This is a genomic window from Betaproteobacteria bacterium (assembly GCA_016713305.1).
Lineage (GTDB): Bacteria > Pseudomonadota > Gammaproteobacteria > Burkholderiales.
This window is the reverse complement of the sequence record JADJPK010000006.1, coordinates 1-23,696: the sequence shown is the minus strand read 5'-3', so window position 1 is coordinate 23,696 and position 23,696 is coordinate 1. Positions and strand designations below refer to the sequence as shown.

General features: G+C 66.1%; 11 protein-coding genes and 12 pseudogenes. 9 read left to right on the top strand and 14 right to left on the bottom strand.

Annotated features, from left to right (window positions below; genetic code table 11):
• Positions 1 to 854 precede the first annotated feature (854 nt).
• The 5 genes and pseudogenes from moeB to gpmA form a co-directional block, all read right to left on the bottom strand.
• Positions 855 to 1,888 (bottom strand): annotated as a pseudogene (gene moeB, locus IPK20_08140) (molybdopterin-synthase adenylyltransferase MoeB).
• Positions 1,888 to 3,300: pseudogene (locus IPK20_08135) on the bottom strand (S41 family peptidase). The pseudogenes moeB and IPK20_08135 overlap by 1 nt, the downstream one beginning before the upstream one ends.
• A 185-nt stretch (positions 3,301 to 3,485) precedes the next feature.
• Positions 3,486 to 3,803: a peptidoglycan DD-metalloendopeptidase family protein gene (locus IPK20_08130; protein ID MBK8016686.1), complete on the bottom strand. Its 318-nt coding sequence runs from the start codon at positions 3,801 to 3,803 to the stop codon at positions 3,486 to 3,488.
• 186 nt (positions 3,804 to 3,989) lie between these two features.
• Complete coding sequence (locus IPK20_08125) at positions 3,990 to 4,679, bottom strand: hypothetical protein (protein ID MBK8016685.1); 690 nt, start codon at positions 4,677 to 4,679, stop codon at positions 3,990 to 3,992.
• Positions 4,658 to 5,505 (bottom strand): annotated as a pseudogene (gene gpmA / locus IPK20_08120) (2,3-diphosphoglycerate-dependent phosphoglycerate mutase). The gene IPK20_08125 and the pseudogene gpmA overlap by 22 nt, the downstream one beginning before the upstream one ends.
• A 566-nt stretch (positions 5,506 to 6,071) precedes the next feature.
• On the opposite strand from gpmA, the gene IPK20_08115 reads away from it, so the two are divergent.
• From IPK20_08115 to trxC, 4 genes and pseudogenes are all read left to right on the top strand, one after another.
• Positions 6,072 to 7,151 carry an O-antigen ligase family protein gene (locus IPK20_08115; GenBank protein MBK8016684.1) on the top strand — a complete coding sequence of 360 codons (1,080 nt, stop codon included), beginning with the start codon at positions 6,072 to 6,074 and terminating at the stop codon, positions 7,149 to 7,151.
• A 306-nt stretch (positions 7,152 to 7,457) separates the two neighbouring features.
• Positions 7,458 to 7,655 (top strand): annotated as a pseudogene (locus IPK20_08110) (rhodanese-like domain-containing protein).
• 133 nt (positions 7,656 to 7,788) lie between these two features.
• Positions 7,789 to 8,046 (top strand): glutaredoxin 3, encoded by a 258-nt coding sequence (gene grxC / locus IPK20_08105; protein ID MBK8016683.1) that lies wholly within the window; start codon positions 7,789 to 7,791, stop codon positions 8,044 to 8,046.
• A 199-nt stretch (positions 8,047 to 8,245) separates the two neighbouring features.
• Positions 8,246 to 8,669, top strand: a pseudogene (trxC, locus tag IPK20_08100) (thioredoxin TrxC).
• A gap of 615 nt (positions 8,670 to 9,284) precedes the next feature.
• On the opposite strand, the pseudogene IPK20_08095 reads toward trxC, so the two are convergent.
• From IPK20_08095 to IPK20_08080, 4 genes and pseudogenes are all read right to left on the bottom strand, one after another.
• Positions 9,285 to 12,566, bottom strand: a pseudogene (locus IPK20_08095) (type I restriction endonuclease subunit R).
• Positions 12,567 to 12,917: 351 nt separating this feature from the next.
• Positions 12,918 to 14,557 (bottom strand): annotated as a pseudogene (locus tag IPK20_08090) (putative DNA binding domain-containing protein).
• Positions 14,554 to 14,787, bottom strand: coding sequence for a hypothetical protein (locus tag IPK20_08085; protein MBK8016682.1), 234 nt, complete (start codon positions 14,785 to 14,787; stop codon positions 14,554 to 14,556). The pseudogene IPK20_08090 and the gene IPK20_08085 overlap by 4 nt, the downstream one beginning before the upstream one ends.
• The gene (locus IPK20_08080; GenBank protein ID MBK8016681.1) at positions 14,765 to 15,097 is read right to left on the bottom strand and encodes a restriction endonuclease subunit S; all 333 of its coding nucleotides are present in this window, start codon (positions 15,095 to 15,097) and stop codon (positions 14,765 to 14,767) included. Before IPK20_08080 ends, IPK20_08085 begins: the two co-directional genes overlap by 23 nt.
• Before the next feature lie 19 nt (positions 15,098 to 15,116).
• Between IPK20_08080 and IPK20_08075 the strand changes: the two genes are divergently transcribed.
• Complete coding sequence (locus IPK20_08075) at positions 15,117 to 15,350, top strand: hypothetical protein (GenBank protein MBK8016680.1); 234 nt, start codon at positions 15,117 to 15,119, stop codon at positions 15,348 to 15,350.
• 391 nt (positions 15,351 to 15,741) lie between these two features.
• Here the strand turns inward: IPK20_08075 and IPK20_08070 are convergent, their stop codons facing one another.
• Both IPK20_08070 and IPK20_08065 read right to left on the bottom strand, forming a co-directional pair.
• Positions 15,742 to 17,919 (bottom strand): N-6 DNA methylase, encoded by a 2,178-nt coding sequence (locus IPK20_08070; protein ID MBK8016679.1) that lies wholly within the window; start codon positions 17,917 to 17,919, stop codon positions 15,742 to 15,744.
• Positions 17,920 to 18,138, bottom strand: a complete 219-nt coding sequence (locus IPK20_08065; protein ID MBK8016678.1) for a helix-turn-helix domain-containing protein — start codon at positions 18,136 to 18,138, stop codon at positions 17,920 to 17,922.
• Between the two features lie 231 nt (positions 18,139 to 18,369).
• Here IPK20_08065 and IPK20_08060 point away from each other — a divergent pair, with 231 nt between their 5' ends.
• The 4 genes and pseudogenes from IPK20_08060 (at position 18,370) to IPK20_08045 (ending at position 21,525) form a co-directional block, all read left to right on the top strand.
• The gene (locus IPK20_08060; protein MBK8016677.1) at positions 18,370 to 19,548 is read left to right on the top strand and encodes an NnrS family protein; all 1,179 of its coding nucleotides are present in this window, start codon (positions 18,370 to 18,372) and stop codon (positions 19,546 to 19,548) included.
• A 124-nt stretch (positions 19,549 to 19,672) separates the two neighbouring features.
• Positions 19,673 to 20,077, top strand: a pseudogene (gene secB, locus IPK20_08055) (protein-export chaperone SecB).
• A 47-nt stretch (positions 20,078 to 20,124) separates the two neighbouring features.
• Positions 20,125 to 20,547: pseudogene (locus tag IPK20_08050) on the top strand (SH3 domain-containing protein).
• Positions 20,544 to 21,525 (top strand): annotated as a pseudogene (locus tag IPK20_08045) (NAD(P)-dependent glycerol-3-phosphate dehydrogenase). Before IPK20_08050 ends, IPK20_08045 begins: the two co-directional pseudogenes overlap by 4 nt.
• Positions 21,526 to 21,602: 77 nt before the next feature.
• On the opposite strand, the pseudogene IPK20_08040 reads toward IPK20_08045, so the two are convergent.
• The 3 genes and pseudogenes from IPK20_08040 to IPK20_08030 all read right to left on the bottom strand — a co-directional run bounded on the left by IPK20_08040 (position 21,603) and on the right by IPK20_08030 (position 23,696).
• Positions 21,603 to 22,394, bottom strand: a pseudogene (locus IPK20_08040) (ATP-binding cassette domain-containing protein).
• Positions 22,395 to 23,040: 646 nt separating this feature from the next.
• On the bottom strand, positions 23,041 to 23,187 hold the full coding sequence (locus IPK20_08035) for a hypothetical protein (protein ID MBK8016676.1): 147 nt from the start codon (positions 23,185 to 23,187) through the stop codon (positions 23,041 to 23,043).
• A gap of 362 nt (positions 23,188 to 23,549) precedes the next feature.
• A pseudogene (locus tag IPK20_08030) lies at positions 23,550 to 23,696 on the bottom strand (tRNA (uridine(34)/cytosine(34)/5-carboxymethylaminomethyluridine(34)-2'-O)-methyltransferase TrmL).

The following is a 23,696-nucleotide window of genomic DNA, read 5'->3' as shown; positions in this document are numbered from 1 at the left end:
TCCGGCCCGCCGCGCGCCCCTGCGGCACCGTGCAAGGGATCTCCAGCGGAGCTCGCCGGCCGTCACACGGGCGCACTCCGCCTGCCGTCGTGGCACAGGAAAGGGAATCTCCTGGGCATCATGCAGGGCGCCGGACGCAAGCGGCTCCGACCGTTACGTCTATGCGCGGGCCCTGGCGGTGGACGACGGCCGGTATGACGACTGCGGCCCGGTGCGGGAGCTGGACGAGGATAGTCCTGTCGCACCTGACTCGAGATTCGCCCGCCTTCCAGAAGGTACCAACCTCGCCGCCGCCGAGGGGCACCATCCCGGTGCGTCCTCAGCAACTGTCCCCGACGCGGCGCGGGAGACTTCCAACGACCTGCTGGAGGCGTTGCGGGTTTCGCCGAAGCCGCCCGCCGCCTCCGCGGGCCCAGGCCCCCCAGATTTTAGACGCCACTCGGGGAGGCCGCCAGATACGCCGGGGCGCTGGGCCAGAGCGCATGTCAAGGGTCGCGTCCTTCCTCGCCGTGTACGGGGGGCGTCCGAAGGTCTTCCACCTCGCCGCTGTTCGCGAACCATCGTGACGACGCGCGCGATACTACCGACGCCTTCGAGGATGCGGTGGCGCGCAATCCCCTCCCCGCGACCTCAAGACGCATCTGTCGGCGATCTTCCTGCGCGTGGCGGCACACCTCGAAGCGCGGGGGATGACCCGGACCGTCTCGTTACCATGGTGGCCGAAGATCCCGGTGCGTTGGGGGACCTCCTGCATGGGGGACTTGAGAGGGCGTCTGCGGCCGAGCCGGGCATCGGATGGAAGTTCGAGGCAGGCCACGCCGCCTATCTTGCCCGGCGCGACCTGGGGCACTCGCCTACGGGGTGGTCGTGACATCGACCGATCCGTTGAGCGGCGCACTGGCCACGAGACCCCAGACGGTGGATGCCGACTGGCGCTGGCAGCCCGAGGACGCCCAGCTTTCGCGCGAATCGATGCGGCGGGTGAAGCGCTGCTTGGGTGCGCTCTGTCTGAACGCGCGCTGACGCGCCGCGTCAGGTCCTGCAGGATGCGGCGGCTTCGGCCGTGAGGCGGGACCGGTCACTCCGCACACCGTGCATTCGGGATCCCGGGCACGCGCACCTGCCGCCATTGCATCGAGAGCGCGTCCAGGATGAGGAGCCGGCCGTCGAGTGGCTGCCCGACGTTGCCCAGCACCTTCAGCGCTTCGGCGGCCTGGATGTCTCGGATATCCCACCACGGGTGCGAACACTGCCTGACCGCACAGCGCATCTCTCCTCGGCGTCGGCGGATTCAGGAAACAGACAGTGATAGCACGCGCTGGCCTCATGGCAGATCGAAGACCGCGACCTGGCCATCGAAGCGCACTCCTGCACCGGAGACGAGCGGCTGCGGAGCTTCACGCAGGCACACGGTTGACGGCATGGCGCGTCGCGAAGTTGTCGCAGCAGTCCAGCACGATGTCCGCATCGCGGACCAGCGACTCCAGCCGCTCGCCCGACACCCGCTCCTGCACGGCATCGATCCGGGTCTCAGGATTGATCCCGCCCAGCGTCTCCGCTGCCGACAGCACCTTGGGCCGGCCGATCGATGCGGTGCGGTGGACGATCTGCCGCTGAAGAGATTCGTGGGATCGACATGGTCGGGGTTGCCCAGGGTCAGACGGCCGATGCCGCTCGCCGCGAGATAGAGGCGACACGGGGAACCGAGACCGCCGGCGCCGATCACCAGCGCGCGGGCGTCGAGCCAGCCCTGCTGGGCGTCGATCCCGACCTCGTCGAGCAGGATGTGGCGCGAATAGCGGAGAAGCTGCTGTCGCTCAGGGGAACCGCCGGAGGACGAAGGGCGGGGCCGGCGGTCTCCGCCGCGCCCCGCCCTCCGGGAGAAGATCACTTGTTCTTGAGCCGGCGCGGCGATGCTGGGCGCCTTGGCAAGGGTTCACCGCTTCGTTGAGTGGTGGTCGCTCTTGGAGACGGCGTCCGGCGGCGTGTCGGTCTTCGGTTCGTCCGCGCCTTCGGGCGCCGTGCTCTTCGCCCGGGTCTTCCTTCTGGCCTTCCTTGCTCCCCTGTCCTGCGGGTTCGACGGAGCCGCCGGCCCAGGTCGGCCTCGCGCTTGCGCACGCCCTGCTCTGGTCTCCTTGATCGTCGCTTCTCCACGACGATGTCCGGCGTGATGCCCTTCGCCTGGATGGAGCGGCCCGACGGCGTGAAGGTAGCGCGCGGTCGTGGGCTTGATGGCGGTTCCGTGCCTAGCGGCGGAATGGTTTGGACCGAGCCCCCGCCGAAGCTCTCCGATTCCCATCACGACCGCGCGCATCAGGTCCTGCAGGGGGCGCCGCGACGATCTCGGAGGCCGACGCGGACCCGCCGTTCACCAGCACCACCATCGGCTCCTTCTTCACGTCCGCCGGAAGCTTCTTGGGGTAGTCGTCCGCGGCTGCCGCGCAGGTAAAATCTCCGGCGATGCGATGGGCTTTTCATCTTGGCGTCTTCGGTCCGGCCTTCGGTGTCCACGACCAGCGTGCCGGCTGGAGAAACGCGGCGGACACGGCGACGGCCGCGTTGGAGCAGGCCGCCAGGGCCGTTGCGCAGGTCGAGCACCATGCCCTACATCTGGCCGTTGCTCTGCTTGAAGAGCCGTGTCGATGTTCTTGGCCTCCAGCAGGTCCCCGGTGTGCTCCTGGAACTGCGTGACGCGGAAGTAGCCGTAGCCTGGCTCCAGCAGCTTCGCCTTCACCGACTGGATCTGGATGACGCGCGGTTCAACGTGATCACTCGCGGCTTGGCGTCGCCCTTGCGCACGATGGTCAGCACGATCTGCGTGTTGGGCTTGCCGCGCATGCGCTTGACGGCGTCGTTCAGGGTCATGCCCTTCACGTTGGTGTCGTCGAGCTTGATGATGAGATCGCCCGCCTTGATGCCGGCCCGGTAAGCCGGGGTGTCCTCGATGGGCGAGACCACCTTGACGAAGCCGTCTTCCATGCCGACCTCGATCCCGAGGCCGCCGAATTCGCCCTGGGTGCCGACCTGCGTAGTTCCTTGAAGGCATCGGCGTCGAGTAGGCCGAGTGCGGATCGAGGCCGGACAACATGCCGTTGATGGCTTCGCTGATGAGCTTCTTGTCCTCCACGGGCTCGACGTAGTCGGCTTTTGATCCAGCCGAAGACTTCGGTGAACGCGTTGGTCTTCCACCGGCAGCTGGACCGGGTTCCCTTTGGGCGACTGCCGAGAAATGCAGGCTGACCATGACGCCAGGACGGCGCCCGCCAGTACCAGCCCTGCCTGTTTGACACGTGTGACCATGCGGCTCTCCGGGTAACGACTCATCATGATATGCAAGAACGGTGCGGGCCTGCCACAGCGTTGCCCGCAACGCCGCAGGGGTCTCGCTTCTGCGCTGCCGGGCCGAATTTCGACCCCGGCACGGCCGTTACGTTCAGCGGGGTGCGCGGCGGTGCAGCGGAAGTGGCGGGTCTGCACGAGGGCGCTCAGTGCGGCGGCGCCCATTGCAGCGGATCGAACGGCTTGCCTTGATGCCTCATCTCGAAGTATAGCCCCGACTCTTCCTGGCCACCGCTCGCGCCGACCGACGCGACCACGTCACCTGCGCGCACCGTGTCTCCGGGCTGACGCAGCGCCTCGTTGTTGCCGTAGAGGCTCATGTAGCCGCCGCCGTGGTCCACGATGAGCAGGTTCCCGAACCCGCGCAGCCAGTCGGCGAACACCACGCGGCCCGTGGCGATCGCCTTCACCTCCTGTCCCTGACGCGCCCGGATGAAGACCCCCCTTGCGCGAGAAGCCGCCATCTCCTTGGGGCTGCCGAACCGGCTCGCCACTTCGCCCGCCACGGGGAAAGTCGAAGCTGCCGCAGCGCACGGAAAGTCTCCGCCCTCCCGCGTCCGGCGTGGGGGTCTCCCGGTTCGCCAGGGTCTTCTTGCCTCCCGGCTTGGTCTTGACCGTAGGCGCCTTGGCGATCTTCTCGATGAGCTAGGTCAGCCTTTCCTCGTCCTTCTTGAGGGTGGCGTATTCCTTCCGCTGCTTGGCGAGTTCGCCGACACGGAGGCGAGCGCCTTGCGCCGGTCCTTCTCTTCCGATTCCAGCGCCTTCTTCTGCTCGCTCTGGGTCTTACCACGTGGCCCAGTTCCTCGCTGCGGGACTGGTTGTCCGCGGCGAGCTGGGCGAGCTGATCGAGGTTGCGGCGCAGGCCGGTCACGGCCTCGCCGCGGGCGCGGGAGACATAGGCTGAGATAGTGGAGGTCCCGCGCCACGCGGTTGGGATCCTGCTGCGCCAGCACGAGCCGGATGGGTTCCGCACGGCCGTTCATGTACTGCTTGTGCAGCATCCGGCCGATCTCCGATTGCTGGCGCTCGATCTCGGCCTGGGTGCGCACGGTTTTCCTCTTCGATCTGCGCGAGCCGCTGCGAGAGTCCGTGCGCTGGCGGCCCAGTTCGCGAAGCTTGCGGTTGGTGTCGCTGATGGCGCGCTCGGAAGCGCGGAGCTGGTCCACCGCCTCGGCGCGGCTTTCCTCCGCCGCACGCAGCTCGGTCTGCAGCGTCTGCAGCCGGCTGCGGACTTTGTCGAGTTCCTGCTTCGGGGGGGCGGCGCAGGGGGCGGCGGACCAGGAGGCGCGCCCCGCCGCCAGGACGCAGGCACGCCACTTCAGCGACCGCCTCGCCCGCATGCCTGCGCGAAGGGGGCCCCGCAGGCCGTGCGGGAAGGGGCACGGGCGGCCCTGCCGCGCGGGTCCGGGGCCTGCCTCAACCCTTTGCGCTTGCCCTGCGCGGCGACGGCCTTCACCTTCGCCTCGATGGCCGCCGCGTCGCCCAGGTGTAGTGATCGACCGGCCGCAGCGTGACTCGTCGAGTTCGTACACCCGGGAATGGCGGTCAGGATGTTGAGCCCCACGATCTCCTGCTCGGAAACGCCATCCAGGTACTTCACCAGCGCCGGATGGAATTGCCATGCGCGGCGATGAGGATCCGCTTGCCGGAACGCACCTGGGGGCGATCACCTGTTCCGTAGGGCACGACGCGCGCCACGGTGTCCTTCAGGCATTCGGTGAGCGGCAGCTCGGCCCCGGACAACCCGGCGTAGCGGGTGTCGTTGCCCGCGAAACGCGGATCGGTCCGTTCCAGCGGAGGCGGCGGGGTGTCAGCTGCGGCGCCAGACCGGCACCTGGTCCTCGCCGAACTGCGCAGCCATCTCCGCCTTGTTGAGTCCCTGCAGGCTGCCGTAGTGGCGCTCGTTCAACCGCCAGGAATGCTGCACCGGCAGCCACATGCGATCCATCTCGTCCAGCGCGAGCCAGAGTGTCCGGATGGCGCTTCAGCACCGACACGTGGGCGAGGTCAGACTCGTAGCCGAGCGACTTCAGCAGCCGGCCGGCCTCGCCTGGCCTCTTCGCGCCCTGTTCCGACAGATCCACGTCCGTCCAGCCGGTGAACCGGTTTTCCTTGTTGTTCCGGAGTGCTCTCGCCATGGCGCAGCAGCACGATCTTGTAGCTCATGCGGAAATCCTCTGACGTTCGTTGACTCAAGTTCTGGCGGGCAGAAACCGTTGAATTCTATCCGGTCGCCCGATGCCGGGGGGTCGGCTCGGGGGAAAGGCACGCCTCCGCGGGCCCGTGAACCGACCGTTTCCAGTGCGAGACCATGCAACACGCCTCCGGCGCCATACCGCCAAGCACGAGACTTGCCGTCGCCGCCCTCGCGGCGATGATGTCCATCCCCCCTTTGCTCCCGCTGGGAACGGAGCCCATCCCCTCGTTCGAGGCGGAGTGGATCGCCGCTCTGTTGGGTCTCGTCGCCGCCGCAGCCGCCTTCTCCCGCCCCGGGCGCGGCAGGGTGCCGTTGCCCGCGGCGCTGCTGCTGCCCGCCGCCGGGGCATTCCTGCTTGTCGTCCAATGGTCGGCCGGCATGACGGCCAGCAGTCCCATGGCCTGTCTGGCTCTCGCCTATCTCGCCTGGATGGCCTTGCTGACGAGCCTCGCGGTCCTCGTAAGCTTGCGATGCCGGGGCGGCGACAGGCGGTGGAGTGGTTCGCGTGGGCCATGCTCCTGGCCGGCGGCGGCCAATGCCGCGATCGCCGCTTGTCCAGTGGCTGCACCCCGGGCTGGATTCGCAATGGATCCTGCCCGTGATGCACGGCCGGCCCGGAGGCAACCTGGGCCAGCCCAACCATCTCGCGACCCAGATGGCCCTGGGGACGGCCGCCCTCGCGCTGCTGCGCGCCCGGGGGCGCATCCGCGAACCCTTCGCCTGGCTGCTGGCCGCCATGCTGGCCTGCGGCCTGGCCGTGACCGGCTCCCGCTCCGCCTGGCTGCTGGCGGGGGTGAGCGTGGCCGGCTGCTGGTGGCTCGGGCGCCGGCTCGATGCCGGTCCGGCGAGGGAGGCCCGCCGGGCGGTCCTGGTCGTGGCCGCCTTCTTTGCGCTGCTGGATCTGGGCAACGGTCTGCTGCCTGCCGGCGAGGAGAGCCACAGCGGCATCGCCCGTTTCGAAACCGTCCATCACGATGGCGAAGAGCGGTTCCAGATCTGGCGCGGCGCCTGGCTCATGTTCCGGGACTCCCCCTGGCTCGGCCAGGGGCACGGCCACTTCGCCGAGCGGTTCCTGGCCATCGCGCCCCAATTGCCCGTGCCGCGGCCCACCAGCATGACGCTCCACGCGCACGACCTGCCGCTGCAGATCGCTGCGGAATACGGTCTGGCGGGGCTCGTCCTCGCCGCTGCCGCCCTCCTGTTCTGGTTCATCCGCGTCTCGAAGCGGCCGGCCACGCCGGAACGGGCCTGGGCGCTGGGCGTCGCCGGCATTCTGGCGGTGCAGAGCCTCGTGGAATATCCCTGTGGTACGCGTATTTTCTCGGCCCGTTCGCCGTGGCGCTTGGAGCGGCAGAGGGGGCACGGACTAGAATTCGGCCTTGGTCGCGCGGCGCGGTGGGTCCGGATGGGCAGCCTGGCAGTCGGTGCGGCGATCCCTCTCGACCGTGGTCATCGATTACCGGTTCCTGCGGTCGTTCGACGATGTGTCCCGCCCTGCGCAAAGCGTCACAGGAAGCGGTGGCGCATCTCGCTCGGATGCGTGGTTTCTCCTTGCTGGGGCCTACGCCGGCGTGGGGCTGCATCGCGGCATCGATTTCCGGACCGCAGTGGATGAGCGAGAAGCTCGCGCTGTCGGAGGAGGTTGTTGTCGTTTTCCGCTGCCCGACGTCGTCTACCGTCATGCGCTGCTGCTGGCCGCCCAGGGTCGTGAAGACGACGCCCGCCGGTGGTGGAGGCGCGCGGAGACAAGTTATCCGTCGTTGGCCGCGGGTTGGCGGAAGGCCGCGGGGCGCCACGCGCCGGCCGTGACCGCCGGGTTGCAACAGGGAGAGGATTCGTGAGTTTCGTCAGCAGCAACTGGTGGCTGTTCGTGCTTGCCGCGGTGAGCGGCGTGGGCATCCTGGTTCCGACCATCGCCAAGATGATGTCGGGCATCCCGCAGGTGGGGGTCGCCGAGACCGTCACCCTCATCAACCGCCGCGATGCCCTCGTGCTCGACGTGCGGACCCAGACCGAATTCGGCACCGGCCATGTTCCCAGCGCCCGCCACATTCCGCTGGGCGACCTCAAGGCGCGTCTCTCCGAACTCGACCAGTTCCGCGACCGCCCCATCGTGGTCAGTGCGCTTCCGGCAACCGGTCCCAGGGCGCCGCGAAGATTCTCAAGGACTCCGGCTTCAAGGAAGTCTTCAATCTGCAAGGCGGCATCGGCGCCTGGGTACAGGCCGGGATGCCCACGGAGAAGTAGGCGCCATGGCCGACGTCACCATGTACTGCACGGCCGTCTGCCCCTACTGCATCGCGGCCGAGCGGCTGCTCAAGTCCAGGGGCGTCACCGAGATCCGCAAGATCCGCGTCGACACCGACCCGCAGCAGCGGGTGGTGATGATGGAACGGACGGGCCGTCGCACGGTTCCGCAGATCTACATCGGCGATACCCACGTGGGCGGGTTCGACGACCTGTCCGCGCTGGACCGCCAGGGCGGCCTCGTCCCGCTGCTGTCCGCCTGACCCGGATCGAGGCCGCCGGCCGCCGGTCCGTTGCCACGGGGTCCGGTTCTCCCGCGCTGTCCTGCGTTTCCCTCTCTCCCGCCGCCGACGCCTCGCCGCTGTACCCCGCTCCGCGAGTCCCGGACAGCTTTCGCCGGCTATTGAGTTCGCCTGGCCCCGCCCCATCTTTCCCGGTGTAGACCCTTTCAGGATTCCCGCCATGCACGTCGTCTGTCCGCATTGCCTCTCCGTCAACCGGGTGCCGGAAGACCGCGCCGGCGATGCACCCAAGTGGCGGCAAGTGCGATGGTCCCCTGCTGACCGGCGAACCGCTGACGCTGGATGTCCGCAATTTCGACAAGACCATCGATCGCAACGACCTGCCCGTGGTCGTGGACTTCTGGGCATCTTGGTGCGGCCCCTGCCGCATGATGGCACCGGCCTTCGCACGCTCGGCCCGGTCCCATGCGGCACGCGCGGTCTTCGGCAAGCTCGACACCGACGCCGAGAGCGCCATCGCCCAGCGCTACGGCATCCGCAGCATCCCCACCCTGATCCTCTTCAAGGGTGGCCGTGAGGTCGCACGGGTGTCCGGCGCCATGGACGCCGGTTCGCTGGATCGGTGGGTGGCGCAGCACGCCTGAGCCCGAGGGGCAGCGCCGGCGGGGCCGGCTGCCCGGGACGTGGATAGGGAACGGGCTCGCCGGGCAGCGGACTCTGCCCTCTGTCTTTCGGCCTGCCGGATCGCACGTTGGCGCGGACCTTCGCGTCATCTGCCCCCGGGACCTCCGTCGCGACCGCGCGCATCCGCCAGCCCTTTCCCGCGGCCGGAGGTCCGGGGCCCCAGGGCCGGGGTCTACGCCGAAGTGACTAGCCTGCCTCGTGCGGAGGTAGGCGTGCGTTCCGGTCCTCGGAAGGATTCTCCGGACGATCCGGCGGCATTACCTTGGCGGCATCCCTGAAGCACGCGGGACGAGTGCCATGCAGACCCTCTCTCAAGACGACCCCGCCCGTTCCGTGGGGCGGCGCATTGTTCTCCCTTGGCTTCCGGCCTTTCTATCTGCTCGATCCATGCGACCGCGAAACAGCCGGCGGAACAGCGCCACCTTCCCGGTGGTGGAAAGTCGGGGGGTCCGGTTCTCGCGTCACAACGACGGCAAGTTGCGGCAGACGCCATTCGACGCCGTGTGATTCGAGCAGGGCGATCGGGCGGGCGTTTTCGGCGCAACGCAGCCAGTTCGGCCCGGTCTGTTATTGAATCAGTGAACCAGCGGCGCACCGCTGCCCAGGCCCGCGCTGTAAATATGCGCGAACACAGCACCAGCCTTCAGGCTAATCTCCTCCGGGTCATAGGCGGGAGACGGAAGATTGGCGAACAGGTGCTTGATGATTTCGGCCTTCATCTGCGCCTGCACCGTCGCCATGGTGCGTAGCCGGTCGAGAGCGAACCGCTGATCCGAGAGCTTGCCCAATAGATCCCTCGCGACCTTCTTGATTGCATCGCGTTCAGTCTTGGTCAGTGAATCCTTCTGCAGCAAATCCAATACAGCCAGTTCGTCTTCGTTTTCCAGGCCTTCGCGCAGGTAGCGCTTCTCCTCGTCGCTGCAGGTATCGTTGAAGGCGAAGAGGTCATCCATCACCTTCTGGATCTCGGCCGCGTCCTTGTCCTTGTTGTACTCCTGCACGATCTCTTGGTAGCGCTCGTACAGGTCGACGCGGGTCGGGTTGCGCTTCACCATCGCGGCCAGGCGCTCCTCGATCTTCTCCATCAAGTTCATGGCGACCACGTTCTTGAACGGCGTCTTGTCGAACTCGGCGCGCAGACGGGTGAAGTCGATGTTCGACAGGTCGTACTTGGCGGTCGGCTCCTTCACCATCGGTGTCTCGGTGCTGACCGCGCTGTCCACTACGTCGTACAGGTCCTGCAGCAGGCTGCTGACGTCGGGTGAAACGCGTGCATCCTGCAGCTTGTTGTAGATAGCCGTGACTGCACTTTCCTGGGCATCGAAATCGAACAGACCGGGGTGCGGGAAAAGCCCGCGATGCCGGGCTTGCACGTCCTCCACGATGACCTGATAGGTCTTGCGCCGTTCGTCGCTGTCGCATAGCAGGTTCACCGCCACCAGGATCTGCTGCAGCTTGTCGAAGCCCTTGGCAGCAATCAGCGCATCGAGGTCATAGCCCAGGCCGGTGAGGAAATCGCTCGCGGCCTTCAGGCTGTTGGCGTACTCAGCCAGCGCTTCCGTGTCGTCGCGGACGGTGTCCTGCTCGCCTTCACCCTTCCCGGTGCCTGCGCGGTCCCCTTGAGCGAAGGTGGCCAGTGCCCGGCGCAGGCTCTTGATCATGCCGTTGTAGTCGATGATCAAGCCGTGCTTCTTGCCACCGCCAACGCGGTTCACCCGGGCGATGGCCTGCATCAGGGTGTGGCCCCGCATCGGCTTGTCCAGGTACAGGGTGGCCAGGCACTTCACGTCGAAGCCCGTGAGCCACATGGCGCAGACGATGGCGATGCGGAAGGGGTTGTCGGCCTTCTTGAATTCCTTCTCGAGGTCACGCTTGACCATCTTCTCGCGGTGCGGCGTGATGTCCAGGGCTCGTCGCGAAAATTCTTCCACTTGGCGAAGTCCGCCACCTCTCCCTGCTCCTGAGAGACGACAACGCAGCACTCGGTGGCCTTCATCCACTCCACATGCTCGCGGCGCTGCTTGAGCAGGCCACTGGGCGCCTTGCCCTTGGCGGCGAACAGAGCTTCCTCGGCGGCAACAGAGGCCTCCAACTCAGCGGCCTTGTCCTTCCACTTGGCCACGATGAGATCGTGCATCTTCACGCACGTGATCTTGTCCAGGCAGACCATCAGTGCCTTGCCTCCGCCGTTCTCCACCACACGCCAGCGCTGGTGGAAGTGATCGACGAAGTTCTGTGCCACCTTGTCCAGCCGCGTGGGTGCGGTCAGGATCGGATAGTCGCGCGCCAGCTCGCGGTAGAGCTTTTCTTCCTTTTCGTCCGTCCAAGGGTCGTCGAGCGTGGCGGACTGCTTGGCGGCCTCGATGTGCTCGGTGACCCGTTCGCTGACGGTCGGGTCGATGATCTTGAGTTTTTCGCCGGCGTTCTCGTAGAACAGCGGCAAGGTGGCGCCGTCGGCTACCGCACGCTGGAAATCGTAGATGGAGACGTAGTCGCCAAAGACCTCGCGTGTGAGCTGCTTTTCGCCAGTGTCGATCAGCGGAGTGCCGGTGAAGCCCAGGAACTTGGCCCGGGGTAGTCCCTTGCGCATGTTCAGGGCCAGCCGCCCGTACTGCGTACGGTGCGCCTCATCGCTGATGACAATGATGTCCTCGCGCTCGGAGTAAGGCTCCGTCACCCGCTCGCGGTACTTCTGGATGAGGCCGTAGACGTAGCGCCGGTTCTGGTCACGCAGCATGGTCCGCAACGCGGCACCGTTCTTGGCTTGATCTGTCTTGCTGTTGGCACGGCCGCAGTTCGTGTAGGTGGACGCGATCTGGTCGTCCAGTTCAGTACGGTCGGTGATGACCACGAACGACCAGGATGCCGAGATCTTGCGGTGGATCTTTTCTGTCAGGAAGACCATCGAGTATGACTTGCCCGATCCCTGGGTGTGCCAGAACACGCCAAGCTGGCCGGCGGCCACCTCGGCCCGAACCTTGGGGTCGGCAGAAATCAACCGATCAATGACCCGATTCACGCCCAGGAACTGGTGGTTACGAGCCACGATCTTGTTCGTGGTGCCTTCCGTGGCGTCGAACAGGATGAAGTTCTCCACCAGGTCCAGCAGTCGCTGTCGGTCGAGCATGCCCGAGAGCAGGAGCGGCAGCAGGGGCTGATCTTTGTTCGGTTCCGCGTCGTCTTCGTCCAGCCGCTTCCAGCGGTAGAAGTGCTCCTGGTGGAGGTGAGCGATCCGTACTGCGCGTCGTGCCCATTGGAGATGACGACCAGCGCGTTCCAGTGGAACAGGTGCGGGATGGTGTCAAGGTAGTCGGTGTAGTTTCGCTTGTAGGCGCTGTCGATGTGGACCTCGAAGCGCTTGAGCTCGATGAACACCAGCGGCAGGCCGTTGACGAAGCCGATCACATCCGGGCGCCGCAGCCACAGCTTGCCGCGCACCCACATCTCGCGCACCGCCAGATAGCGGTTCTTGTCGGGGTGGTCGAAATCGATCAGGCGCAGGCGCTTGTCGACCAGGCGGCCGGCGGCGTCGCGATACTTCACCGGAACACCGTCGCGGAGCAGCCTGTACTTCTCCTCGTTGAGCGCGATCAGCGTCTTGGTGATGTCGTCCTGCACCACGAGCGCCAGCGCCTGCGAGTAGGCCTCATCTGGCAGGCCTGGGTTGAGCCGCTTCAGGGCCGCCATGACCTCACGCGTAAGGACCACCTCCGCGTCACTGGTGCGGCCAGCAGGCTGTCCGGACCGAAGACCTCGTCGTTGTAGGCCAACACGCTGGTCCAGCCCAGTTTCTGCTCCAGGAACTCGGCGGTGGGCGCCTGGATCAGCAGATCCTCGGAGTAGTCTTTCTTGGCCATCAGCAACCTCTCGCGCCGCGCATAAACGGTCTAGGCAAGGCCCCCGACTGCTCCCTTCTCTTGCAGACCAAGGGTGACCGAGTAGTATCCTGACCAAGTGGGTTGCGACTACGCGGCCGGCGTCGGGCTCCTGGTACTACAGGGGCCCTTCTACTTTCTGGGGCTGGCTGATTGGCGTCTCCTTCGGTCCCGAATTGGCCCGTTTTTTTGGACGGCGTTTGGCCAACCGGCCAAATGTCCCACTCCAGCGGTGACGCGGACTTACGACGATGCCGGGGGCCTTTTGGACCGGCAATTTGGCCAAGCCGTCGCCGATTCCGGGGCAGATTCGGCCAAAAGCGGGCGCCCGCGCTACTTGGACAAGCCATAGCGCGATCCTTTCAGCTTGCCCGTCATCGAGACCTCGCCTGTGCCGACCAGTGTGCCCAACAGCGTCTTCAGCCGTCGGCGAGGGATCTCCTGCCCGATGCGCTGGTGAATCTGGCCGATTGAGGAACTGGGGTAACGCTCCAAGTCCTCCAGCACCAAGGCCCGCAGCCGATGATCTTCGATGCGCTTGAGCGTGGTCACCGCGGGAAAGGCCAGTGAGCGAAGCAACTCCGGTTGCACGAAATAGCGCGTGGCCCTTGTCCTGCCGCTCTGGCCAACCAGGCCCCATTCGCACAACCGATCCAGCCAAGGACGCAACGCCTCCGCATCCTGCAATTCCAACCGCGTCGCGAGCTCCCGCGCTGACATCGCATCGTCGCGGGCCAGGAGGCCCAGCGCGATGCGCTCACGCTGCGTCAGCGGATAGGACTCGCTCGCCCTGGTGATGAAAGCCAGAACCTGCCGGTCAGGCGCAGTGCGCGCCAGCGTCACCCTGACCCAATCGGCCCCTTCCTCAACCACGGGTGCCGGACGTCCTTGCGACAACAGAACGTCATACATCGCATCAAAGCCGCTGCCCTCCCGTTCCATCAGCTTCAGGTCGTGGCACAGGCGTGCCAGATGCTCGTTGCGCCTCACCGACGCATGCAGCACGTTGTCAGGCGTCACCCCAGAGGCAAGCGACCCGGATTCACGAACTCCAGCCGGTCAGGATGCAGGTTGAGGTAGACGTCGCCGCGCTGGGTGTAGGGCCGATGCACCAGCGCGTTGATGAGCAGCTCGCGGATCACCCGCTCATCAAAGGCGGGAACCTGGGTACGAAAAAGGCCCTCGGCCACCTCATAGAACTCACGAAAATCCGGCACGTCCTGCCACACGGCATCCACCAGTTCCATCGGCGACAAGGTGTAGTCGTCCCAGGAGAGCTTGTTGACCTTGTTCTCCTGCGCATCGCGCTTGATGAACTGGATCACGGGCGCAGACCCCAGCCGCGCCCGGTCGCCTGGCAAACCCACACACAGCACGCCCAGGTGAGTGAGCCATTCACCGCGTGCCAGCTGGTAATGGTCCAGCAGTTCGTCGTCGCGCTTTTCCTTGACCGAGGGCTTGACCCGATCCGAGGCGCGCAGGCCCGTCACCAGTGCTGCCAATTTGGTGGCGTCCACCCGGGTCCGCGGAACCTCCATGGAGGTGAGCGTTTCCCAAGGCAGGGCCGAACGCTCGCCGGCCAGTCGCATCACGTCGTCGCCCAGCACCGGAGAACTGGTGTCGCCAATTCTGAGAAAGAAGCGACCGTCCGAAGTCGACGCCACGCCTGACGACGAGCGCGCGACGGTCAAGTCGATGAATTCGCCGCCATTGCCGGCCGTGACGACCGATGGCTGCACGGCCACGTTGATCGTGATTTCGCCAACCCGGCGGCGCAACACATCGGGCAAGTCGGCCGGTATTTGTTGGTCTGGTGGCGGCAACTCCTCGCCGTTTTCGATGCCGATCAACAGGCGCCCGCCGACAGCATTGGCGAAGGCGACGCAGTCCTTGGCCAGCTCCGGCCAGTCTGCTGATTTGCCCGTCACAGCACGCAGCGACTTGCGGTCGAGGAGTTGGCCTTCGAGGCTCATGCCGCGAGTTCCTCGGGCAGGCGGATGCCGGAAACATCGAGTTGACCAGTCATCAGTTTGGGGAGCAGCAGGTCGCGAGCGCGGGCGAGTTGCGCATTCTGCTCGGTCAGATGTTGCGATTGCTCAAAAACTGGTTGAACCATACGCTCGAAGGCGGCGGCGATATCGTTATTGGGCTGAAGAACAGGAAGGGAATGGGCGTAAGTTCTATTCAGGCCCAGCAGCGGCATCGCTGCTGATGAAGTTCAGCTGATGCAGCGCGAGAAATAGCCGATAGGATGCTTGCTCGGGCAAGATGTAGAAGACAGTGTCAATCGGGAAACATGGCACAGGTGAGAAGAATAGGCTGCCAACGTTGCCTTTCCGACCAACGACGATGGCACCACATTCAGCCAGTGCCGTGCTATGCGTCCCGACGATGCCACTCGAACCGTAGACGGGCACCTTGCCTTCCTTGCGGTCGGTGGCTTTCAGGGCCTTGCCGTAATTCAGTGGTGCGACATCCCCAAGAGGTCTGATCTCCCCCCTGCGGCCCTCCATCCTTCACCGGCACCGACTCATGGCCAGGGAAGCGCAGGTGCACGAACCACTCACGGTAGAGGCGGCGGGCGGCGTCTTCGAGCAGAGCGATACGGCGCTGGTTAATAGCGATCAGGTCGTCGTAGGAGCGGAGAACGGTTGCTACCCGGCACTGCACATCAAATTCCGGAAGAAGTACTTCCAGTTCGCGCTGTGCCGTGATCCCGATGTAGGGGCGCGTTCCGTCGCGCGAGTGCGAGAACATCTGTCCTGAAAGAAAGGCGACCGAAAGACGTACTTAAGGAAGTGACTTTCCAGACGTTGGCCGTCGGGCCGGTAGTAGGTCACTTGTGGAGTAAGCATCACAAATGGGCTTGCGATGGGACCGACCACGTCGGTCAGGCCGAGTGATCCCTTATGCGTGAGCAACACATCTCCAGTCCTGGCAAATCCCTTTCGTAACCCAATGGCTCGGGACTCTGTAATGAACTTGCAGCCCGGCAGATCGAGCTGATTTCCATTCAAGTCAGAGGCCATTACAAACGGGATGCCTACTTCAACGTAATCGGCAGTTGTCGGATGTATCTCGCCATGATTTCCGTCCTGAACGGCAAGTAGCACTCCTTCATCAAGAAGCTTCCCAACCGTCACTTTCGGAAAAGCGCTCATTCCAGCAACTCCTGAAAGGTGCCAGCAATTCGCCCCGCCAGTTCCGCCGCCTTCCCATTCAACTCGCCCAGTTCGTCATGGATCTCGCGCATCTTCTCCGCGAAATCATCTTCGTCGTCGGCACCGGCCGGCGCCACTCCCACGTAACGCCCCGGCGTGAGCGAATAGTCGTTGGCGGCGATCTCCTCCGTCGTCACAGCCTTGCATAGGCCCGGAACGTCCTCGAACAGCCCTTGCGGGAAACGGCTGTGTAACCAATGGACCTGATGGATGAAGTAGGCGGCCTGCTTCAGCGCGTCAAGCGCGGCATCGCGCACCGTGGGGGCTTCGTTCTTCTTGGCGTCGGCGGCAATCAGGCTGCGCTTGGCGTCGCGCGATGCCTTGCCGTCAAAGGCCCGACTGGATCGGGAGCGCAGGGTCTTCTCTGCCGTGTCCAGCAGCTTGAGCCACTGCTTGTGGCGCGCCTCCAACGTCTTTCCCACGGCCTTGAGCTGCGGCGCCAGGGCATCGAGCATGGTCTGCAGGGCGACCTGCCCGGCATGGCGAGTGAGGTCCGCTGCAACGACAGCGCTGCGGGCCTGGGCGCAAGCGGACAGCAGCGTGGAGATAGCGTCGGCCGCCTTCGTGTCGGCCTGTGCGGCGGCCACGTCTGCTTTGAATGTGTCGAGCTGTGCCTGGGTGATGTGCGCGTCCTGCGCCTGATCGCTGTTCAGTTCGGCCACAGTCGCACCCGCAACAAAGGCCTGTAGCGGTCCGGCCAGCGCTTCAATGGCAGCGGTGTCGGCCGCAATGCGCTCAGGGAGGCTGGTCAGCCAGTGGCCTACCTGTCGCTGGTAGTGCGCGACGAGAGCCACGAACTTCTCCGTCTCTCCCCGGTACAGCCAGACGATGGCGTTGAGGTTGGCATGCTGCTCGTCAGTGAAGATGTGCGAGCGCGCCGAGACCACGTGGTAGACGTTGCGCGCATCGATCATCAGCACCTGGTCTTGCAGGTCTTGCGGCTTGCCCTTGTCGAAGAACCACAGCGTGCAGGGCAGGCTGCGGGTATAGAAGAACTTGTTGCCGATGGCCATCATCACGTCGACGTGGCCAGTCTTGACGAGCCTCTCGCGGATCTCGCGGTCCTTGTTACCGGCGTCAGAGGCGCTGGACGCCATCACGAATCCGGCGCGGCCGGTGTCATTCAGGTAGGCGTAGAAGTACTGAATCCACAGACTGTTGGCATTGCTGATGGCGCCAGTTTTGGCGTTGGTCCCCGTCAGACCGAAGGGCAACCGGCCCGAGTCATCGACCTGTCCCTCGACCTTCTTGGTGTCGACGCTGTCCACGTTGAACGGTGGATTGGCCATGACGAAATCGCATTGACCCACCAGGTGGTCGATCTGGTCGTAGAAGGTATTGCCCTGGCGGATATTGGACGCGTCCAGCCCGTGCACCACCAGGTTCATGCGCGCCAACTTGGTGTTGGTGTCGCTCTTTTCCTGACCGTGGAAGGTCACCGAGTCGTTGACCACCGCGTGGCGCACGTCCTCTATGAAGTGGCCGGTCTGCACGAACATGCCCGCCGATCCGCAGGCCGGATCGAGCACCAGGCCGTGGTCTGGCTCGATGATGTTGACGATCATCCGCACCAGGGACGGCGGCGTGAAGAACTCACCACCTTCTTGCGCGCCGCTCATCGCGAACTTGTTGAGGAAGTATTCGTAGATGCGCCCGAACACGTCGCCGGTGGCGGCCTTGATGGCGGGGCGGTCGAAAATCTTGACCAGTTCAAACAGCAGGTCGGTTTCGAAGGCGGGGTAGCCGCGGGGCAGGGCGCCGGCCAGCACCGGGTACTCGGCCTCGATCACGTCCATCGCGGCATCGATGACCTCACCAACGTTCGCGCCTTGAGGGAGGCTGGCGATGCGGTCGAAGCGTGCGGCTTCCGGCAGGTAGACGGCCGCCTTGCCCTGGAAGCCCAACTTGATCAGTCGCTCGCGCTGGGGAGTGGGCACCTGCGACGGGATGTCGGCTTCGATCTCGGGCAGGAAGGCCTTGAACCGGTTGTCCGCGTGGCGCAGGAAGATCAGGCCCAGCACCGGCATCGAATACTCGGCGGCGGTGAGCTTGGAGTTGGCGCGCAGCTGGTCCGCCGCCTCCCAGAGTTCGTTCTCGAGTTGCTGGACGTTCATTCAATCGTTCTCGTTCTTGTGTTCGGCACCAACCGCCGCGTCCTCATCGGCCCCGCCCACGCGGACCCACTCGTCAACCTCGGACAACTGGAATTTCCACAGGCGACCAATCTTTTGTGCGGGCAGGCCTTTGCGCTCGCGCCAACGGTAGACGGTGTCTTTCACGACCCCCAGATGCTGGGCGACGTCGGTCGCGGTAACCCACGGTTCGGCATTCATGGCATTGGCGCTCAGCTTATGGCATCAAAGTCGTCTTGAGGAAGACCTGATCAATATCGCCCATTTCCGACGGGCACGCGATCCGCGTACATTGATTGGGCTTCCCCTAGGCCGAAGTGACTAGCCTGCCTCGTGCGGAGGTAGGCGTGCGATCCGGTCCTCGGAAGGATTCTCCGGACGATCCGGCGGCGTTACGGTGGCGGCATCCCTGAAGCACGCCGGACGAGCGCCATGCAGACCCCCTCTCTCAAGACGACCCCGCCCGCTCCATGGGGCGGGGCACTGTTCTCCCTGGGCTTCCGGCCCTTCTATCTGCTCGCGGCGGCCCTGGCCATCGGGGGTGTCGCGGTCTGGACGATCGAACTGCTCACCGCGGCCGGCCATCCCGGTCCTTTGCCGGGGATCGTGTGGCACGCCCACGAGATGGTCTTCGGATTCGGCATTGCGGTGATCACAGGCTTCCTGTTCACGGCCGGGCGCAACTGGACTGGACAGCCGACCCCCCAGGGGCGGCTTCTCGCCGCGTTGTGCCTTCTTTGGCTGGCCGGGCGGCTCTTCCTGCTGACCGGACCGGCATGGGCAGCGGCCCTGATCGATGTTTCCTTCCTGCCCGCCGTCGCCCTGTGCCTCTGGATACCGTTGCATCGCGCCCGGAATCGCAACCGCTTCTTCGTCGGCCTGCTGCTGGCGCTCGCGGCGCTCAACGGGCTCTTCCACGCCGCCGCGGCGGGCACCGTGGAGATTCCGCCTCTGCAGCCGGTCCGCGCCGGGCTCTACCTCATCGTCGTGATCGTGACCCTCATGGGCGGCCGGGTGATCCCCAGCTTCACTGCCAACGCCATCCGCGCCGCCCGCATCCGCCGCCGTCCATGGGTGGATCGCGCGGCCATGGCGGCAACGGTCGTCGCGTTCGCGTTCGTCCTGCTTTCCGTCCCCGGCATCCTGACGGCGGCGGCCTGCCTCGCGGCCGCCGTCCTGCAGGCGTTGCGGCTGCTGGACTGGGATCCATGGTGCACCCGTCGTACGCCGATCCTCTGGATCCTCCATCTTTCCTATGCGTGGATTCCCCTGGCCTTGGTGCTGCACGCACTGGCCGCTGCGGGGGCCGTCGTTCCGGTGCCTCTCGCCGACCACGCGGTGTCCGTCGGCGCGGTAGGCGGCATGATCATCGGGATGATCACCCGTACGGCCCGCGGGCATAGCGGCCTGCCGCTGGCGGCCGGACGGCTGGAAGTCGCCGCCTACGTGCTGGTGCACCTGGCGGCCGCCGCGCGTGTCTTCGGACCGCTGGCGTTTCCGGCCCTGACGGTCTCCTGGCTGACGGCCGCGGGCGCCCTGTGGTGCGCGGCGTTTCTGGCCTATCTGATCCGCTTCGTTCCGGTGATGGCAGCGCCGCGGCCGGAGGCCTGAAACGGCCCGTGCGCATGCACGGAACGCAAAGGAGGGTGGGTTACACTACGGGCCCTTTTTCCGACCCCGAACCCCGGAGTTCCCATGGCCGAGCCGCAACAGGGCACCCCAGCCCCAGTTCAGCATCGAGAAGATCTACGTGAAGGATCTCTCGGTCGAAATCCCCAACGCGCCGCAGATCTTCCTCGAGCGTTCCACGCCGGAACTGGAGTTCTCCTTCCGCAACGACGGGCAGGCGATCGGCAACGACTACCACGAGGTTTCGCTCACGGCCACGGTGACCGCCAAGCTCAAGGGAAGGGACAAGACCGTCTTCCTGATCGAGGCGAGCCAGGGCGGGATCTTCCAGGTGCGCGGCGTGCGCCCCGAAGACATGGAGATGGTCTATGCCATCACGTGTCCCACGATCCTGCTTCCCTACCTGCGCGAGACGGTCTCCGACATGGCCGTCCGCGCCGGCTTCCCGCCGGTGTTCCTCGCCCCGATGAATTTCGAAGCCCTGTACCGGCAGCGCCAGGAGCCGAACAGGCTGCCCCGGCCGCATCGGAGCAGACGCACTGAAGTTCTTCCTGCGGTGTGCTGCGGTCATCCCTCTTCGGGATGGCCGCGGTGGCCCAGGCGCTGGAGTTTCGCGCGATCGGCGAGACTCCGGCGGTGCTGTACGACGAGTCCTTCCACCAAGGCCACGAAAATCCTCGTCATCTCGGCCGGGACCCCGGTGGAGATCCTCTCTTCCATCGAAGGCTGGGCCAAGATCCGGGAGCCCGAGGCAAGCTCGCGTGGGCCGAATCCAGCCGGCTGGCGAGCCGGCGCAATGTGGTCGTCCTGGCGTCCCCGGCCGTGGCGCGCAATGCTCCGGAGGAGAGCGCACCGGCCGTCTTCGAGGCGCAGCGCGGCGTGATCCTGGAACTGCTGGAGCAGAACGGTGCCTGGGCCAGGGTGAAGCACAGGGACGGCCCGGCCGGCTATCTTCGCGCAGTGGAGCTTTGGGGCCTATGAGAATCGCCATACTGGGTGCCGGTGCCTGGGGAACCGCCTTCGCGCTCTCCCAGTCCGTGCAACACCGCGTCACGCTCTGGACGTGGCAGCGCGAGCACTGCGAACGCATGCTCGCATCCCGCGCCAACGAGTTCCTTCCGGGCTTGCCCTGCCCGACAGCGTCGCGATCACGGACGACATGGCGCAAGCCGTGCGGGAGGCCGATCTCGCGATCGTGGCCACGCCGACCTCCGCGCTGCGCAGCGTTCTCGTGCAATTGGCCGGCCTCGCGCATGTGCCGCCCGTGGTGTGGCTGTGCAAGGGATTCGAGCCGCAGACATCGAGATTTCCCCATCAGGTCGCGGAGGAAACGCTGCCCGCCGACGTCTCGCGGGGCGCGCTGTCCGGGCCGAGCTTCGCGGAAGAGATCGCCAAGGGGCTGCCCGCCGCGGTCACCGTGGCTTCCCGGATGCCGACTTCGCGGAGCATGCCGCACGGGAACTGCGCACACCGAGGCGCGGATCTACTCCAGTACCGATCTCACCGGAGTGGAGGTGGGTGGCGCCATCAAGAATGTCATGGCCATCGCGGCAGGCGTGTGCGACGGCATGGGCTGCGGGCTCTCGGCGCGTGCCGCCCTCATGACCCGCGGGCTCGCGGAGATCACGCGGCTGGGCATGCGGCTCGGGGGCCGCCTGGAAACGTTCATCGGGCTTTCCGGAGCCGGCGATCTCATCCTCACCTGCACGGGCGACCTCTCGCGCAATCGCCGAGTGGGCCTGGCGCTCGCCAAGGGCCAGACCCTCGGCGACATCCTGACGGCGCTGGGCCATGGCCGAAGGCGTCAGGACGGCGCGGGAGTGCAGCGGCTGGCCGTCGCCACGGCGTGGAGATGCCCATCACCGGAAGCCGTGTGCCGGCTGCTCGACGGCGAGATCCGCCCCGAAGGAGGCCGTGGACTCCCTCATGCGTCGCGATCCCAAGGCGGAGTCCCGGTAGCACACCGCTGCGGGCCAATCCTCCCGGTGCCCGCGCCGGGCCGGTGCTCCAGGACCTGGCGCTCGATCCGCCAGCGCTCAGGAGGCCGCCGTCTCCCGCGCCGCTTCGTCCGCTTCGTCTCCCAGAAATCCGCCGGACTGCCGTGTCCACAGACGCGCGTAGATTCCGCCCGCGGCGAGCAGCTCCGCATGCGTTCCCGTCTCGACGATGCGGCCTCGCTCCAGCACGACCAGACGATCCATGCGTGCGATGGTGCTCAGCCGGTGCGCGATGGCAATGACGGTCTTGCCCTGCATGAGCGTGTCGAGCTGCTCCTGGATCGCCTCTTCCACCTCGCTGTCGAGCGCGGAGGTCGCCTCGTCAGGACGAGGATGGGGGCGTTCTTCAGGATCACCCGCGCGAGCGCGACCCGCTGACGCTGGCCGCCGGAGAGCTTCACCCCGCGCTCGCCGGCATGCGCGTCGTAGCCGATGCGCCCTGTCCAGTCCTGCAGCTCGGCAATGAAATCGTGCGCGTGTGCCTGCCGCGCGGCCGCCTCGACCTGCGCGGCCTTGGCGTCCGGTCGCCCGTAGCGGATGTTGTCCGCGATGGAACCGTGCAGCAGCGACGTGTCTGCGTCACGACGCCGATGGCGGCCGAAGGCTTTCCTGGGTCACGCCCCGCACGTCCTGGCCGTCCACCTCGATGGCGCCTGATTCCACCTCATGGAAGCGAAGCAGCAGGTTGACGAGCGTCGACTTGCCCGCGCCGCTGCGGCCCACGAGGCCCACGCGCTCTCCCGGACGGACCACGAGATCGAGGTCCTGCAGCACCGCGCCGCCCGGGGCCGCGACGCGGCCATAGTTGAAGCGGACCGCGCGGAAGTGGATCCGGCCCTGGCGTGACCTCGAGCGGCCGGGCCTGCAGCATCCAGGATGGTGAGCGGCCGCGCGATGCTGTCCATGCCTTCCTGCACGACGCCCACGTTCTCGAAGATGCCGCTCACCTCCCAGCTCACCCAGCCGGCCATGTTGGAGATCTGCCACGCCAGGGGCACGGCGGTCGCGACCACGGCGGCTGTGGCCTCGCCGTGGTACCAGAGCCACCCGCCCAGGAGCGCCGTGGACGCCACCAGCAGCGTGTTCATCAGCGCCAGGGTCGCGACGAACGTCGTGCTCCAGCGCATGTGCCTCGCCGTGCGGCGCTGGTGTTCGTCGAGGCTGTCCTTCACGTGCCGCGTCCTCGTCCGCGCGCGGGCGAAAAGTCTTGACGGTGAGGATGTTGGTGTAGCTGTCGACTTGATGCGCCCCATCACCTGCGAGCGCGCCTCCGAACTGGCCCGCGACAGCTCCGCATGCGGGGTACGAAAGCCGCGGAGGAACAGCACGTACGCGCACATCCAGACCACGGTGGGGATGGCCAGCACCGGGTGCGAACCGAGCATCACGGTCAGCGCCCCGATGCCGTACACGCAGATGTACCAGACGGCGCGGATGCTCGACACCACGCTCTCGCGCAGTGCGTTGGCCGTGTTCATCACCCGGTTGGCGATGCGGCCGGCAAGTCGTTCTGGAAGAAGGTCCACGATTGCCGCACGACGTGCCAGTGGTTCTGCCAGCGGATTTCGTGGTCACGCCGGAACACGGCGGACAGCCGGATCAGGCAGTCGATCAGGATCGCCACGGGGTGCAGGAAGAGGAAACAGTGCCGCGAGCGTGGCGATCGTCACGCGGGATTCCCGCCCACGCGGCAGCGGAATCCGGGGCGGTCATCGGGCCCACGATCCTGCCGATGAGCGGCGGCACCACCATCCGCAGCAGCGCGACCGCAGGGCGGTTTGCGGCCAGCATGGCTCCGTAGAGGCGCGCGATGCTGCCTCAGGAAATGCGCATAGAAGCGCCACAGCGTCGGGGCGGGCCGGAGGGGGTGTCACGGTCTCCGGCGAGACGGCGGGGAGTGCCCGAAACCCGCGACTCGAAATAGCGGAAGAGCCGGTTTCGGCCACCCGGAATCGCCTGCCTTGGACGAACCGCCTGTCTCGGACCTCAATCGATCGCTGCTCCCGCAAATCCGGCTCGCCGCCAGGCCTCATCAGACGGTGACCGCCACGGCGTTGGAAAGGTTCAGGCTCCGGTTGCCTGCCAGCATGGGGCAGGCGCAAGCGGCGTTCCCGCGGATGCGCTCGAGCACGT